A 12,699-nucleotide genomic window follows, 5' to 3' on the forward strand; every position below is an offset into this window, starting at 1 on the left:
CGGGGTGGTGGCAGTACAACACGGGGTTGGTGGACGACGTGCGGGTGGTATTGTGGGTGGTGGTTGTGGTTTTGGTCGGGGGGGGGGCAGGTGCCGCCGACGCGGCCGCACAGGCCGCGATCGGGGCCATCCATGACGGCGCGGCCGAGGCCGACGTGGCCGCCGAGTGCCTCGCCGCGATGACAAGGGCAGGCGGCACGCCGCCCGGCTTCGGCCCGTTCCTGTGTCCCGCGCACCGCATGGCCGAAGAACATACCAGCTGGGGCGAGGGCGTGCACCGCGACGCCGTGTTTCTGGAAATCGCCGGCTGCGTGGCGCGGTACAACGCGCCGATGGGGCGGCTGGTGCATATCGGCGCCATTTCCGACGCGGACGCGGCGATGGCCGAGCTCAGCCGGGCGGCCTTCGACGCCACGCTGGCGGCGCTGCGGCCGGGCGTGCGGGCGCGCGATGTCTATGCGGCGTGGCAGGCGGTAGTGGACGCGGCCGGGATGCCCGAATACCGCCGCCATCATTGCGGCTATCAGGTGGGTATCGGGTTTCCGCCCTCTTGGACGGGCGGGCCGCGCGTGACCGCGCTGCGCCACGATTCCGACCTCGAGATCACCGAGGGCATGACATTTCACCTGATGTCGTGGTTCACCGGGACGGGGCGCGGGAATTTCTTCGTCTCCAACACGGTTCTTCTGGGCCCGGACGGGGCGGAGGTACTGAACGATACGCCGCCCGGCCCGCACGTCGCCTGAGCGGCACGACAGGTCGCGTGGCCGCGACAAGGCCGCCGGCTTTCAGGCCAATTCCGCGGCGAGAGTTGTGTCCCGGACCTTCGCCGCGTCGGTCCGAGCTGCGCAAAGGGCGGGAAGCCAACATTCGCTGCGTCCTGAGCGAATGACCGCCATGCGCAGAGAGTGGGCTTTGCAAAATCGGCTGGCGAATCTCATTGAAGGCTATCACCACTTTAGAATGTCAACGGAAAGCTCTCAGCGCCAACTATGGAAGTCATTCGACAGGCCCCAATGGTGGAAATGAAGCTTTCCATCCATTGTCGTCAACAACAACGCCAACGTCGGCCAGTTCTGCAAAAAACCTTCGGTTTTGCCTGATTTCCTTGTCTGCTTGGTACTCCCTCTCCCAACATGAACTGTCTTCGAGGCACCTTATAAGACCCGCAAGATAGTGTTTTATAACAAAAGCCGAGTAGTAAACACTAGCGAGGTATCCGTTTGAAATCTTAACTGCCTCTATAGTCCAAGTCCGCTTTTCCTTTTTTACAAATCGCTCAAAAGTCCACGTAATGCGGTCAGGCGAAGTTTCAGAATAGAATACTGAACCATGCGCAACGATTGATCTAACTTCGTAGAGCTCATCTAGCTGATACTGGAGCCACAACAGGTTGAGCTCTCCAGTTTGGAACATTGGGTATTTTCGTAGTTTTGGGACGTTAGCCACGGCGTAGATTAGGAAATCCGTTTTTTCTTTGAAATGCCTGGGGAAACTCTGGGAAAGGCTAATAGATAAATCACGATGTTGTTCGTGTATTTTAAACACGAACTCATCGTGAGAAAACTCTAGATTTGACAGAGCAACCAATGTCTTGCCCAGAGCGCCGTATTCTCCTGAACTCGCAATGAAACCAGTTGGATCAGGATGGTAAATCAACAGATTTTTCCCAAGTTTTCATCCATGGGTGAGAGAGTGCTTTACGGAGCACCTATTGGCAACCTTTTCGGCGCGGCGGAGTGTAATTGTGGGCACATAGCCCACCATTCATGTAAGGGGCCGAGCGCTGCTTCACGTCCGCTTAGGGCTGGGAGCGGTCATCCGCTGCGTCAGGCACAAAGGTCGGCTCTGGGCCGGAAGCATCATTTACATTCAATACTCCATAGGTCGGGAAACTCCGCCCCCTCGCCGCTTGACGCGCCGGGGGTTACAGCCTGTGGCGAGGATGTGCCCGGCGGGAACCTGACGGTTCCTTTTCTCCGTCCACAAGGCGGGAACCGCGCGATTTCCGGGCGCGCGTGCCCCGGTCGCGGCGCCGGTGCGGCAAAAGCCGTACCCTTTCGCGGCGCGGGCATTCCGGGCTGGCAAGGCGGCGGGTCGCTCTGTTATGCCGGTCGGGCCGGGGGGGCGCACAGCACAGGGACCGCATTGCCGTGAACCGCTTTCTTGCCGCCGCCTGCATGGCGCTTGCCATCCTGCCCGCCGCCGCCTTTGCCGAGGAGCGCCAGTACCTGGGCCATGGCCGGTTGCTGACCAATGACATCCTCGGCGACGGGCATGACCGCTGGCGCTCGGGCTCCTACGCGGTCAGCCGCGTCTGGGGGCCGGAATGGACGGGCGCGCTGCCCGGTCGCGCGGGGCGGATGCTTGAATTCCGCATCAACGGCGAGACGATGGCGCCGCAGAACCTCAAGACGCCCGCGCCGGGCGACAGGCCTTTTGCCGGGGCGCTGTCCTTCGGGCTGCACAGCCATTTCGCCGCCGGCGCGGCGGAAATGTCGGTGGGGGCCGATCTGGTCTTCACGGGGCCGCAGACCGGCCTCGACGAATTGCAGCAGTTCCTTCACGACGTGCTGGGCGGGCGCGACCAGTCGGCCTTTACCCGCGATACCCAGATCGGCAACGACATGATCCCGACCATGGTGATCGAGGCCGGGCGGGCCGTCGGGCTGGGCGGCCCGCTGCGCCTGCGCCCCTTCGTCGAGGGGCGCTGGGGTGCCGAAAGCCTCGTGCGTGCGGGTGCGGACCTGAGTTTCGGCGTCTCGGGGCAGGGGGCGCTGCAGGTGCGCGCGCCGGTCACCGGCCATCGCTACCGGGTTGTCGATGACTCGTCGCACGGGCTGTCGCTGGTGCTCGGTGGCGACGTGGCCCATGTCGCCGACAGCGAATTCCTGCCCGGAAGCCGCGGTTTCGACCTGACGGATACCCGCACCCGCCTGCGCGCCGGGATGCGGTGGGAAAACGCCGCGGGCAGCAGCGCCTTCTACGGGCTGACATGGCTGAGCGAGGAATTCGAGGCCCAGAAAGAGGGCCAGCTTGTCGGGTCGGTGCGGCTGAACCTCAAATTCTGACGAAAAACGGGCGGGGGACTTCCCACGGCGATTCGCGTTTGCTACCCTGAAAGTAATAAAAAACGATATTGGCAGGTATACAGGCAATGAGAACGGGCTTTCGTGGCACGTTTGTCATCTCCTGGTCGCAGACGGAAGTGGACGGGCTCGAAGCCGCCCCGGTTCAGTCGCTCGATGTCGGGGCCGCGTGGTGCTGGCACGGGGATGTCGTCCGGGTGGACGGGCCGCCGGAACTGTTGCGATTCGGGAAGACAGACGCCGAGGGAATGAGCCGCCGTTGCGCGGCACGACTGGTCAGGCGCCTTGTCGGCGCGGCAATGTCAGACACGCGCGACCTGTCGGCGGTGGACGTCGAACAACCGCTCATGGACAGCGGCTTCGTCGTGACCGACGGGGCACGCAGTTACACCGTGACGGTCATCGAGGTTGGCGGCGGGGCGCCGCCGCTGTTGATGTTCCTTGACGAGATTCCACCGCGCGATACCGACATGTGGGTCGTGCACCACTCGCTTGAAGGGCCGCGCCACGCGTCCACCGGGCCCGGCAGCGGCGGGGTGATATGTTTCACGCCGGGGACGCGCATCGAGACCCCGGACGGGCCACGTCTGGTCGAGGAGCTGCGCGAAGGTGACTTCGTCCAGACCAAGGATTGCGGCGCCGAGGAAATCCAGTGGATCGGCAGCCGCCGGATGACGGGCGCGCGGCTTTTCGCCATGCCGTACCTGCGCCCCGTTCGGTTCAGGGCCGCCGCGTTGGGCACGGACAGGCCCGACGCCGCGTTGCTGGTGAGCCCCGAGCACAGGGTGCTTGTCCGCGGCGAGGTGGCGCAGGCCCTGTTCAACACGCCCGAGGTTCTGGTGGCCGCGCGCGATCTGGTCAACGGCGGCAGCGTGACGGTGGACATGGCGCTTCGCGAGGTGACCTACATCCACCTGCTTCTGCCGCGTCATCAGGTGCTTTGGGCCAACGGCGTCGAGACGGAGAGTTTCCATCCCGCCTCCACCGCGCTGTCCACGCTGGACGAGGCGGACAGGCGCCGCCTGCTGGAACGCAACCCGGCCTTCGAGCACGAGCCGCATACCTACGGGGCCTTTGCCCGGCGGCACCTCAACGGGTCCGAGGCGGCGATCCTCATGCACGAGGCCGCCTGACCGGCCGTGCCGATCGGCGGTTGACACGGGCGGGGGTGCGTATATAAGCGCGCGTTCATTGGGGTTGGTGGCCCCCGCAAGGGGATGCCTGTCGGCCGACCGGGATACGCCGGGACGCAAAGGACAACGCCCTTCTAATAACCGGAAGGAGATCAGACGGTGACCAAACGCACCTCTGCCAAGTACAAGATCGATCGCCGCATGGGCGAAAACATCTGGGGCCGCCCCAAGTCGCCGGTGAACCGCCGCGAATACGCCCCCGGCCAGCACGGCCAGCGCCGCAAGGGCAAGATGAGCGACTTCGGCCTGCAACTGCGGGCCAAGCAGAAGCTCAAGGGCTATTACGGCGACCTGACCGAGAAGCAGTTCCGCCGCATCTTCAGCGAGGCCGAACGCCTGCGCGGCGACACCGGTGAGCTGCTGATCGGCCTGCTGGAACGCCGGCTGGACGCCGTTGTCTACCGCGCCAAGTTCGTGCCGACCATCTTTGCGGCGCGTCAGTTCGTGAACCACAAGCACGTGCGCGTGAACGGCCAGATCGTGAACATCCCCTCCTATCGCGTGAAGGAAGGCGACGTGATCGAGGTGCGCGACCGGTCCAAGCAGATGGCGTCGATCCTCGAGGCCACGCAACTGGCAGAGCGGGACGTGCCCGATTACATCGAGGCGGATCATTCCAAGCTGACGGCCAAGTTCGTCCGCACGCCGGCCCTGGGCGATGTGCCCTACCCGGTGATGATGGAGCCCAACCTCGTCATCGAATTCTACGCGCAGAACTGACGACGGTTCTGCAACGGTTTCACGGGATCGGCCGCGCGGGCAACCGCCGCGGCCTTCTCCTTGTCCGGTGGCCGGGCAGGCAAGGCGGCGCGGCGCTATACACCCGCGGTTTCCGCCGCCTCCGCCAGCATCGGGGCCAGCCGGGCGGCCCATGCCGCTTGCTGGCTTTCGGTGCGGATCAGGTCGTTGCGCAGCTCGATCAGGATGTTGGGTCGTTCCCACGCGATGGCATGGCGCGCGATGGCGTCGCCCGGCAGGTGGCCGCCATAGGGTTCGTTCTCGCCCACGCAGAGGTCGGGGTCCTGCCGCATCCGTGCCAGCAAGGGCCGCGCGAGCCGCCTGTCGGCAGCGTATAAAAGCCCCACGTGCCACGGCCGCGGCGGGCGCCCGCGCAGTTGAGGGGTGAAGGAATGGACCGACACGATGACCGTGTCGTCGCGCCGCGCCGCCAGCTCGGCCAGCGCGGTGTGATAAGGCCGGTAGCAGCCGTTCAGGCGCTTTTCCAGCTCCCCCGGCCCGGCATGACGATTGCCGGGGATCACCGAGCCGTCATACAGTTTCATCAGCAGGGTCGGGTCGTCCTCGCCGCGGTTGGGGTCGATCACGAGACGCGAGAAATTGGCGCATATGGCCGGGCCGTCGAGCCGCCGCGCCAGTTCCCGCGCCACGCCCTTGGCGCCGACGTCATAGGCGATATGACGCGCCATGTCCGTTTCGGGCAGGCCAAGGCTGCCATCCCCGACGAATGGCGGCACCGTGTTCGTCGCGTGATCGCAGGTCACCAGCCACCGGGCCGGGCGGGTGGCCCCGTCAGTATGAAATGGTCGATATGTCATGCACCTGTCTTTCGTGTCGGGCATTCTTAGGCCAGCCGGTTCGGAATGTGAATTCGGGAATGGACTTCCGCGGTATGTTAGCGTTAACACGCGAATGCGCACAAGCACATCCCGGAACCGGCAGCGCCCTTGACAGGCGGCGCCGGCGCGAACAGACGATACCGATCACCAAACGAAGGACCGCCCCAATGAGACGCCATCGCAACGTCAAGATCGTGGCCACGCTCGGCCCTGCCTCCTCGGATTACGACACGATCCGGGCCCTGCACGAGGCCGGGGCGGATGTCTTCCGGCTGAACATGAGCCACGGCCAGCATGACGAGATCGCCGAGAAGCACCGGATCATCCGCCAGATCGAGGCCGATCTCGACAGCCCGATCGGCATCCTTGCCGATCTGCAGGGGCCCAAGCTGCGTGTCGGGGTCTTTGCCAAGGGCGAGGAGGACCTGCAGGAGGGCGCGGCCTTCCGGCTCGATCTCGATCCGGCCGAGGGTGACGCCACGCGCGTCGAACTGCCCCACCCCGAGATCTTCGCGGCGCTCGAACCCGGCGCCACGCTGCTGGTGAACGATGGCAAGATCAGGCTCCGCGTGACCGAGTGCGGGAGCGATTTCGCCGAGACCGAGGTGATATTCGGCGGGACGATCTCGAACCGCAAAGGGGTCAACGTGCCCGACGTGGTGCTGCCGGTGGCGGCGCTGTCGGAAAAGGACCGCGAGGATCTGGAATTCGTCTGCGGGCTTGGCGTCGACTGGCTGGCACTGAGCTTCGTGCAGCGCGCGCAGGACGTCGAGGAGGCGCGCGAGCTGGCCGATGGCCGGGCCGCCATCCTGTCCAAGATCGAGAAACCCTCGGCGGTGGAGTGGTTCGACAACATCCTTGCCGCCTCGGACGGTATCATGGTGGCACGCGGGGATCTGGGGGTGGAATTGCCCGTGCAGAACGTGCCGCCCATCCAGAAACGTCTTGTGCGCAAGTGCCGCGCGGCGGCCAAGCCGGTGATCGTGGCCACGCAGATGCTCGAATCCATGATCGAATCGCCCATGCCGACGCGGGCCGAGGTCTCGGACGTGGCGGCGGCCATCTACGAGGGGACCGACGCCATCATGCTGTCGGCCGAGTCGGCGGCGGGGGACTACCCGGTCGAGGCGGTGACGACGATGGACAACGTGGCCCGCGAGGTGGAAGACGATCCGACCTATACCGAGATCATCGAGGCGTCGCGCCGGATCAGCCGGACGACCGTGGCCGAGGGCATCGTCGTCGCCGCCCGCGAGATCGCCGAAGCGACCGACATCAAGGTGATCTGCTGTTTCACCCAGTCGGGCACGACCGCGTTGCTGACCTCGCGGGAACGTCCCCGCGTGCCGATCATCGGCATGACCAGCCTGCGCGGCACGGCCCGGCGGCTGGCGCTGAGCTGGGGGGTGAACTGCGTCATGACCGGCGAACTGGAGCGGTTCAAGCAGGCGGTGCTGACCGCGGCGCGCGCCGCGCGCGAACAGGGCTATGCCGAGCCGCTCGACCAGATCGTCGTCACCGCGGGCGTTCCATTCAACGTGCCGGGCACGACCAACATCCTGCGCGTCGCGCCCTGTCAGGAAAGTTTGATCTATTCCACCGATCCGGGATAACCTTTCGGTGGATGCGCGCGGCTGCGCGCGGAGGTTCCGATGGACCCTGACCTGACACTGACGCTGGGCGTGGTGCTTGCCGTCTTCAGCGTGCCGGCCATGCTCGCGGCCGTGGCCGAGAACCGCGCGCCGCGCGTTTCGCTGGCGGCGCTGATCGTGGCCGCGGCGATGATCGGCTGGGCGCTGATCTCCAAGCCCGACGGCTACAGGCTGGCGGACCTCCCCCGTGTCCTCATCGAGGTGGCGGCCCGGTACCTGCCTTGATCGTGATCCCCCCTTGCCTTGGTGGCAGCGATTGCGTATACGGCGCCCTCTAGCGCGCGTCCGGCCGACGTGGCATGCCGAGCCGCGCGACAAACCGACCGAAAGAGGAGCCGGAAATGCCCAAGATGAAAACCAAGTCGAGCTGCAAGAAGCGGTTCAAGGTGACGGCCAAGGGCCGCGTGGTGGCCGGTCAGGCCGGCAAGCGCCACGGCATGATCAAGCGTACCAACAAGTTCATCCGCAACGCGCGTGGGACAACCACGCTCTGCAAGGCCGACGAAAGCATCATCAAGCCGATGATGCCCTACTCGCGCTGAGCCCACAGGAGGATCGTCAATATGGCACGCGTCAAAGGTGGGGTTGTCACCCACGCCCGTCACAGGAAAATCACCAAGGCCGCCAAAGGCTATTACGGCCGCCGCAAGAACACCTTCAAGGTGGCCACGCAGGCCGTCGACAAGGCCAACCAGTACGCCACGCGCGACCGCAAGAACCGCAAGCGCAATTTCCGCGCGCTGTGGATCCAGCGGATCAACGCCGCCGTGCGCGCCCATGACGAGGCGCTGAGCTATTCGCGCTTCATCAATGGCCTGGGCAAGGCCGGCATCGACGTCGACCGCAAGGTTCTGGCCGATCTGGCCGTTCACGAACCCGATGCCTTCGGCGCCATCGTCGATCAGGCGAAAAGCGCGCTGGCCCGGTAAGCCGGTCGCGTCCGGAGGGACAGGAAATGCCGCCGGCCCCGGGGCCGGCGGCATTTTTCATTGGCCCGGGCTGCCATGCAATTGTCACCGTCACGCCCGGGAATCGCGGGTTTCCCCGCCCATTGTGGCGCCCTGACCGTCACCACAGGGCCAAAGAGCACCAACCCATGTCACAAGAGGAAAACCCCGATCCGCGGACGCAGGCCTCGCTCAGCGCGAAGGCGCGGCGCCTTCTGGCCGCGCATGACAGCGAAGTGAGACGCCGCGCCGCCTGAGCCGCCTAAACCGCACCGGGCCAGGCCGCGCGCGGGGCGGACGGGCTCGATGGCGGCCGGTGACGGCGCCGGCTTGCGCTGAGGCCGAAGGCGGGGTAACCGGGGCGCAAAGCGTCAACCGGTGAGACTGATGGACGATCTACGCGAAAAGTACCTTGCCGCCATCGCCGACGCGGCAGACGAGGCCGCACTGGAGGACCTGCGCGTGCAGGCCGTCGGCAAGAAGGGCGAAGTCAGCCTGAAAATGCGCGAACTCGGCAAGATGAGCCCCGAGGAGCGGCAAGTGATGGGCCCCAAGCTCAACGCGCTCAAGAACGAGATAACGAGCGCGCTCGCCGCCCGCAAGGAGGCGCTGGCCGATGCCGCGCTGGACGAACGGCTGCGGGCCGAATGGCTGGACGTCACGCTGCCGGGCCGGCCGCGCCGCAACGGCACCATTCACCCCGTCAGCCAGGTGACCGAGGAGGTCACGGCGATCTTCGCCGACATGGGCTTCGCCGTGGCCGAGGGGCCGCAGATCGAAAGCGACTGGTACAATTTCGACGCGCTGAACATCCCCAGCCACCACCCCGCGCGGGCCGAGATGGATACCTTCTACACGCACCGCGCGGAGGGGGACGACCGCCCGCCGCACGTGCTGCGCACCCATACCAGCCCGGTGCAGATCCGCACGATGCAGGCGCAGGGCGCGCCGCTGCGCGTCATCGCGCCGGGCCGCGTCTACCGCGCGGATTACGACCAGACACACACGCCCATGTTCCACCAGGTCGAGGGGCTGGCGATCGACCGCGACATCTCGATGGCCAACCTCAAGTGGTGCCTGGAGGAGTTCGTCAAGGCGTTCTTCGAGGTCGACGACGTCGAGCTGCGCTTCCGCGCCTCGCATTTCCCGTTCACCGAACCCTCGGCCGAGGTCGATATCCGCTGCTCGTGGCAGGACGGCACGCTCAAGGTGGGTGAAGGCGACGACTGGCTGGAAATCCTCGGCAGCGGCATGGTCCACCCCAAGGTGCTGGAGGCCGGCAATATCGACCCGGCGCATTGGCAGGGCTTCGCCTTCGGCCTCGGGATCGACCGGATCGCGATGCTGAAATACGGCATCCCCGACCTGCGGGCGTTCTTCGATTCGGACCTGCGCTGGCTGCGGCATTACGGGTTTGCCAGCCTCGACGTGCCCACGCTGCATGGTGGGCTGAGCCGCTGAGCCCCCGCGCCGCCACGGGCCCTTTCCCCCGGCCGCGCCACCGCCTATCCTGACAGCGCGGAAAGGGGGCAGACGGGGGCGGACATGCTGCATGTCACCGACAGCATCACGATCGAGGACTGGGAACTGACCGAGCAGTTCACCCGCGCCGGCGGCCCCGGCGGGCAGAACGTGAACAAGGTGTCCACGGCGGTCGAACTGCGCTTCGAGGCGGCGCGCTCCCCCAACCTGCCGGAGGCGGTGAAACGGCGCCTGCAGCGGCTGGCCGGGCGGCGCTGGACAAAGGACGGCGCGGTGGTGATCCAGGTGTCCGAGGAACGCGCGCAAGCCCGCAACCGCGAGATCGCGCGCCAGCGCCTCGCCGACCTGGTGCGCAAGGCCACCGAGAAGCCCAAACGGCGCATCCCCACCAAGCCGACGCTTGGCAGCAAGAAACGGCGGCTCAAGGCGAAGAAAGAGCTGGGGGAGAAGAAGGCTTTGCGGGGGAGGGTGTCGGGGGAAGATTGAGGTCGCCGGTCTCCTTGGCCCTCAAGTCCTCAGAAAAAAAGCCTTTCTTTCCGCCATTCGGTAGGAAAACCCATTGAAGGCAGGTGTTGGTTTGCCTCGGGGTACTGAGTAAAAAGTCGGTCCAACTCAGGTCCAATGCTAGTCAAACCCGCGCGCTTGGAGATAGTCTGTAAAGCCGCAAGTGCTGTGTAGAGCCGGTTTAGTTGGAATTGGGTTGGATCAGTGCCGGGAAGTTCAACTAGTTCAATGGATTTGTCGAGCTGCCTTTTGACGCCGTCTGGCGCGGTAAAGTTTCTATTGAAGAGTCTATTGTGATGAGCGCAATGATTTCTCACATCACGGACGCAATGAAGCCAGTTGGTTAGCTTTTTAAATTTGTCAGGGCCGATATTCTTCCGCGACCATCTGTCTAATTTGTGTGTCTCAATGGTTTCAGTGCTTACGCTGTTTAGTAACGTGAGCATATTGCCAAATGTCATAAGCTCGACAACCATCCAGCTAGGAGGCATTAGACTATAAAAGCTGCAAAATTCGTTATAATACTGCTCTCGAAAATGCCTAGCGAATGCCTCTTGAGAGCTGAGAAAAGAACCTCGTATCTTGTTTATTGTGTCCGCGTAAGATGTTGTGTTTCGGCCAAAAAGACTTGAATCCAAATACCAAAAGGCGTTGTTTGTTGCCGAGCACATATACTCGTTAAAACTATTTCTTACGAAGATCTCGACACGTTGGATGTGTTTGAAAACAGCTAAACGCAGTTTCTCGTCGAAATCGTGAAGCGCCGCAATTTGTTCGAGAGTGGTTCCCTCAACAAACGCCCGATCCTTGCCTCGATAAGGCAGCATATAGGCTTTGAGGCGGTAATAGCCTTTTTCTTCTAAGTGTTTTCTCGCACTATTGTCGCAAGTGATCTTGAGTCCTCTGCTTTTGAGGTGCTCTATCTGATCTGAGACGTCGATTGGAGAGCGTGAATAAGGCGTAAGCATCTGTTCTCTAAAAGAAAAGGCCTCTCCGCTTACGAGCAGTTACGCTCTGGGAGAGGCCGTTGATGGCTATACAAATATCACCAAATGTGGATTATGGCAAGGGTAAAAGCGTGGAAAAGGCTGTGGATATATCGGCAGATTGCCCGGTAATTCTAAACCACAACCTCCATCGCATCCTGCTCCCCGACCCCGAACACTCTTTTATACCGCGCGATCTCGTCCTCCGGCCCCATGGCCTTGCGGGGGTTGTCGGAGAGTTTGACGGTGGGGTGGCCGTTGGCCGAAACGGCCTTGCAGACCAGGGAGAAGGGCGCGAGGGCGTCGTCCGGGGTCAGCCCGCGGAAGTCATTGGTCAGAAGCGTGCCCCAGCCGAAGCTGACGCGGGTGCGCCCGGCGAATTGCCGGTGCGGCTCGATGATCTTGTCTGCGTCGAGCCCGTCCGAGAAGATCACCAGTTTCTGGCGGGGGGCGCGCCGCGCCCCGCAGCCTGCCGCTTGAACGCATCCGGAAAATACCGGCGCTTCTTCTTCTCCATCGGACACTCCTTCCGGTATACCGAAAGCCGATCATGGGGGGGGCACCAATCCGGGGCGGGATCAACATGACGGTGACGGCGTCGAGCTTGCGGCTTGCGCCGACCATGCCCGGTCGGCCAGTCTGGCACCACTCAAACAGGCCGACGGGCTGATTCTGATCCCCGGCGAGACCGAGCATCCGTCGGCGGGCGCGGTGCTGGGATTTTCTGGCGCTCCGAGTTTCAAGGGAAGGAAGACCAAGATGAACCTTGCTTACGTCATGACCCGTCAACGCGGCGCGACGGACCGCCTGCTGAGCGGTTTCGCCGCCGATTGCACGGCGCGCGGCCTCGCGCTGACCGGGGTCGTGCAGACCAACACGGACTGTACCGATGCGCGCCTGTGCGACATGGACGTCCGGGTGTTGCCCCATGGGCCGGAATTCCGCATCTCGCAGTCGCTGGGCCCCGGGGCGCGGGGATGTCGGCTGGATCCGGCGGCGTTGGAAGAGGCCGTGGCGGCCGTCGAGCATGGTCTGGACCGGCGGCCGGACCTGCTGATCGTCAACAAGTTCGGCAAGCACGAGGCCGAAGGCCGCGGTTTCCGCGAGGTGATCGCGCGCTGCCTCGCGGCGGATGTGCCCGTGCTGACCGGGGTCAACGCGCGCAACCTCGACGCGTTCCTTGACTTCTCCGCGGGCATGGCCCGCGCGCTCGACCCCGATCCGCCGGCGCTGCGCGCGTGGGTTGCGGCCTTGCCGGCCCGGGGCGAC

At 64.2% G+C, this 12,699-nt stretch carries 14 protein-coding genes and 1 pseudogene; 11 read left to right on the forward strand and 4 right to left on the reverse strand.

All coding sequences use genetic code 11. From position 1 onward, the window contains the following. On the forward strand, positions 1-746 hold a 746-nt coding region (locus ACH107_RS24070), incomplete at its 5' end, for a M24 family metallopeptidase (protein ID WP_412508016.1). Positions 747-999: 253 nt separating this feature from the next. Here the strand turns inward: ACH107_RS24070 and ACH107_RS24075 are convergent. Next, entirely contained in the window at positions 1,000-1,659 is a 660-nt protein-coding gene (locus tag ACH107_RS24075; protein WP_412508018.1) for a hypothetical protein, read from the reverse strand. Positions 1,660-2,153: 494 nt separating this feature from the next. Here ACH107_RS24075 and ACH107_RS24080 point away from each other — a divergent pair, with 494 nt between their 5' ends. From ACH107_RS24080 to rpsD, 3 genes are all read left to right on the forward strand, one after another. Beyond that, a complete protein-coding gene (locus ACH107_RS24080) occupies positions 2,154-3,071 on the forward strand; it encodes a lipid A-modifier LpxR family protein (RefSeq protein ID WP_412508020.1) in 918 nt (305 codons plus the stop codon). An 86-nt stretch (positions 3,072-3,157) separates the two neighbouring features. Then, a complete protein-coding gene (locus ACH107_RS24085; RefSeq protein WP_412508021.1) occupies positions 3,158-4,222 on the forward strand; it encodes a Hint domain-containing protein in 1,065 nt (354 codons plus the stop codon). A gap of 159 nt (positions 4,223-4,381) precedes the next feature. Then, positions 4,382-5,002, forward strand: a complete 621-nt coding sequence (gene rpsD, locus ACH107_RS24090) for a 30S ribosomal protein S4 (protein ID WP_412508022.1) — start codon at positions 4,382-4,384, stop codon at positions 5,000-5,002. Between the two features lie 95 nt (positions 5,003-5,097). Here rpsD and ACH107_RS24095 read toward each other — a convergent pair whose 3' ends face one another. Further along, positions 5,098-5,838, reverse strand: coding sequence for an N-formylglutamate amidohydrolase (locus tag ACH107_RS24095; protein ID WP_412508024.1), 741 nt, complete (start codon positions 5,836-5,838; stop codon positions 5,098-5,100). 188 nt (positions 5,839-6,026) lie between these two features. Between ACH107_RS24095 and pyk the strand changes: the two genes are divergently transcribed. From pyk to arfB, 6 genes are all read left to right on the forward strand, one after another. Beyond that, positions 6,027-7,472 (forward strand): pyruvate kinase, encoded by a 1,446-nt coding sequence (pyk, locus tag ACH107_RS24100; protein ID WP_412508025.1) that lies wholly within the window; start codon positions 6,027-6,029, stop codon positions 7,470-7,472. A gap of 39 nt (positions 7,473-7,511) precedes the next feature. Then, positions 7,512-7,736 (forward strand): hypothetical protein, encoded by a 225-nt coding sequence (locus ACH107_RS24105; protein ID WP_412508027.1) that lies wholly within the window; start codon positions 7,512-7,514, stop codon positions 7,734-7,736. Between the two features lie 116 nt (positions 7,737-7,852). Beyond that, a complete protein-coding gene (gene rpmI, locus ACH107_RS24110) occupies positions 7,853-8,053 on the forward strand; it encodes a 50S ribosomal protein L35 (protein WP_412508028.1) in 201 nt (66 codons plus the stop codon). Between the two features lie 21 nt (positions 8,054-8,074). Beyond that, on the forward strand, positions 8,075-8,440 hold the full coding sequence (gene rplT / locus ACH107_RS24115; RefSeq protein WP_412508029.1) for a 50S ribosomal protein L20: 366 nt from the start codon (positions 8,075-8,077) through the stop codon (positions 8,438-8,440). Between the two features lie 405 nt (positions 8,441-8,845). Continuing rightward, entirely contained in the window at positions 8,846-9,919 is a 1,074-nt protein-coding gene (gene pheS, locus ACH107_RS24120) for a phenylalanine--tRNA ligase subunit alpha (protein WP_412508030.1), read from the forward strand. An 84-nt stretch (positions 9,920-10,003) separates the two neighbouring features. Further along, a complete protein-coding gene (gene arfB / locus ACH107_RS24125; protein ID WP_412508031.1) occupies positions 10,004-10,426 on the forward strand; it encodes an alternative ribosome rescue aminoacyl-tRNA hydrolase ArfB in 423 nt (140 codons plus the stop codon). A gap of 29 nt (positions 10,427-10,455) precedes the next feature. Here arfB and ACH107_RS24130 read toward each other — a convergent pair whose 3' ends face one another. Both ACH107_RS24130 and ACH107_RS24135 read right to left on the reverse strand, forming a co-directional pair. Continuing rightward, positions 10,456-11,412: an Abi family protein gene (locus tag ACH107_RS24130; protein ID WP_412508033.1), complete on the reverse strand. Its 957-nt coding sequence runs from the start codon at positions 11,410-11,412 to the stop codon at positions 10,456-10,458. Positions 11,413-11,564: 152 nt separating this feature from the next. Continuing rightward, positions 11,565-11,879, reverse strand: a pseudogene (locus ACH107_RS24135) (nicotinate phosphoribosyltransferase); the annotation flags it as partial. 310 nt (positions 11,880-12,189) lie between these two features. On the opposite strand from ACH107_RS24135, the gene ACH107_RS24140 reads away from it, so the two are divergent. Beyond that, on the forward strand, positions 12,190-12,699 hold a 510-nt coding region (locus ACH107_RS24140; RefSeq protein WP_412508035.1), incomplete at its 3' end, for a DUF2478 domain-containing protein.

It is taken from the genome of Roseovarius halophilus (ex Wu et al. 2025), assembly GCF_047086965.1.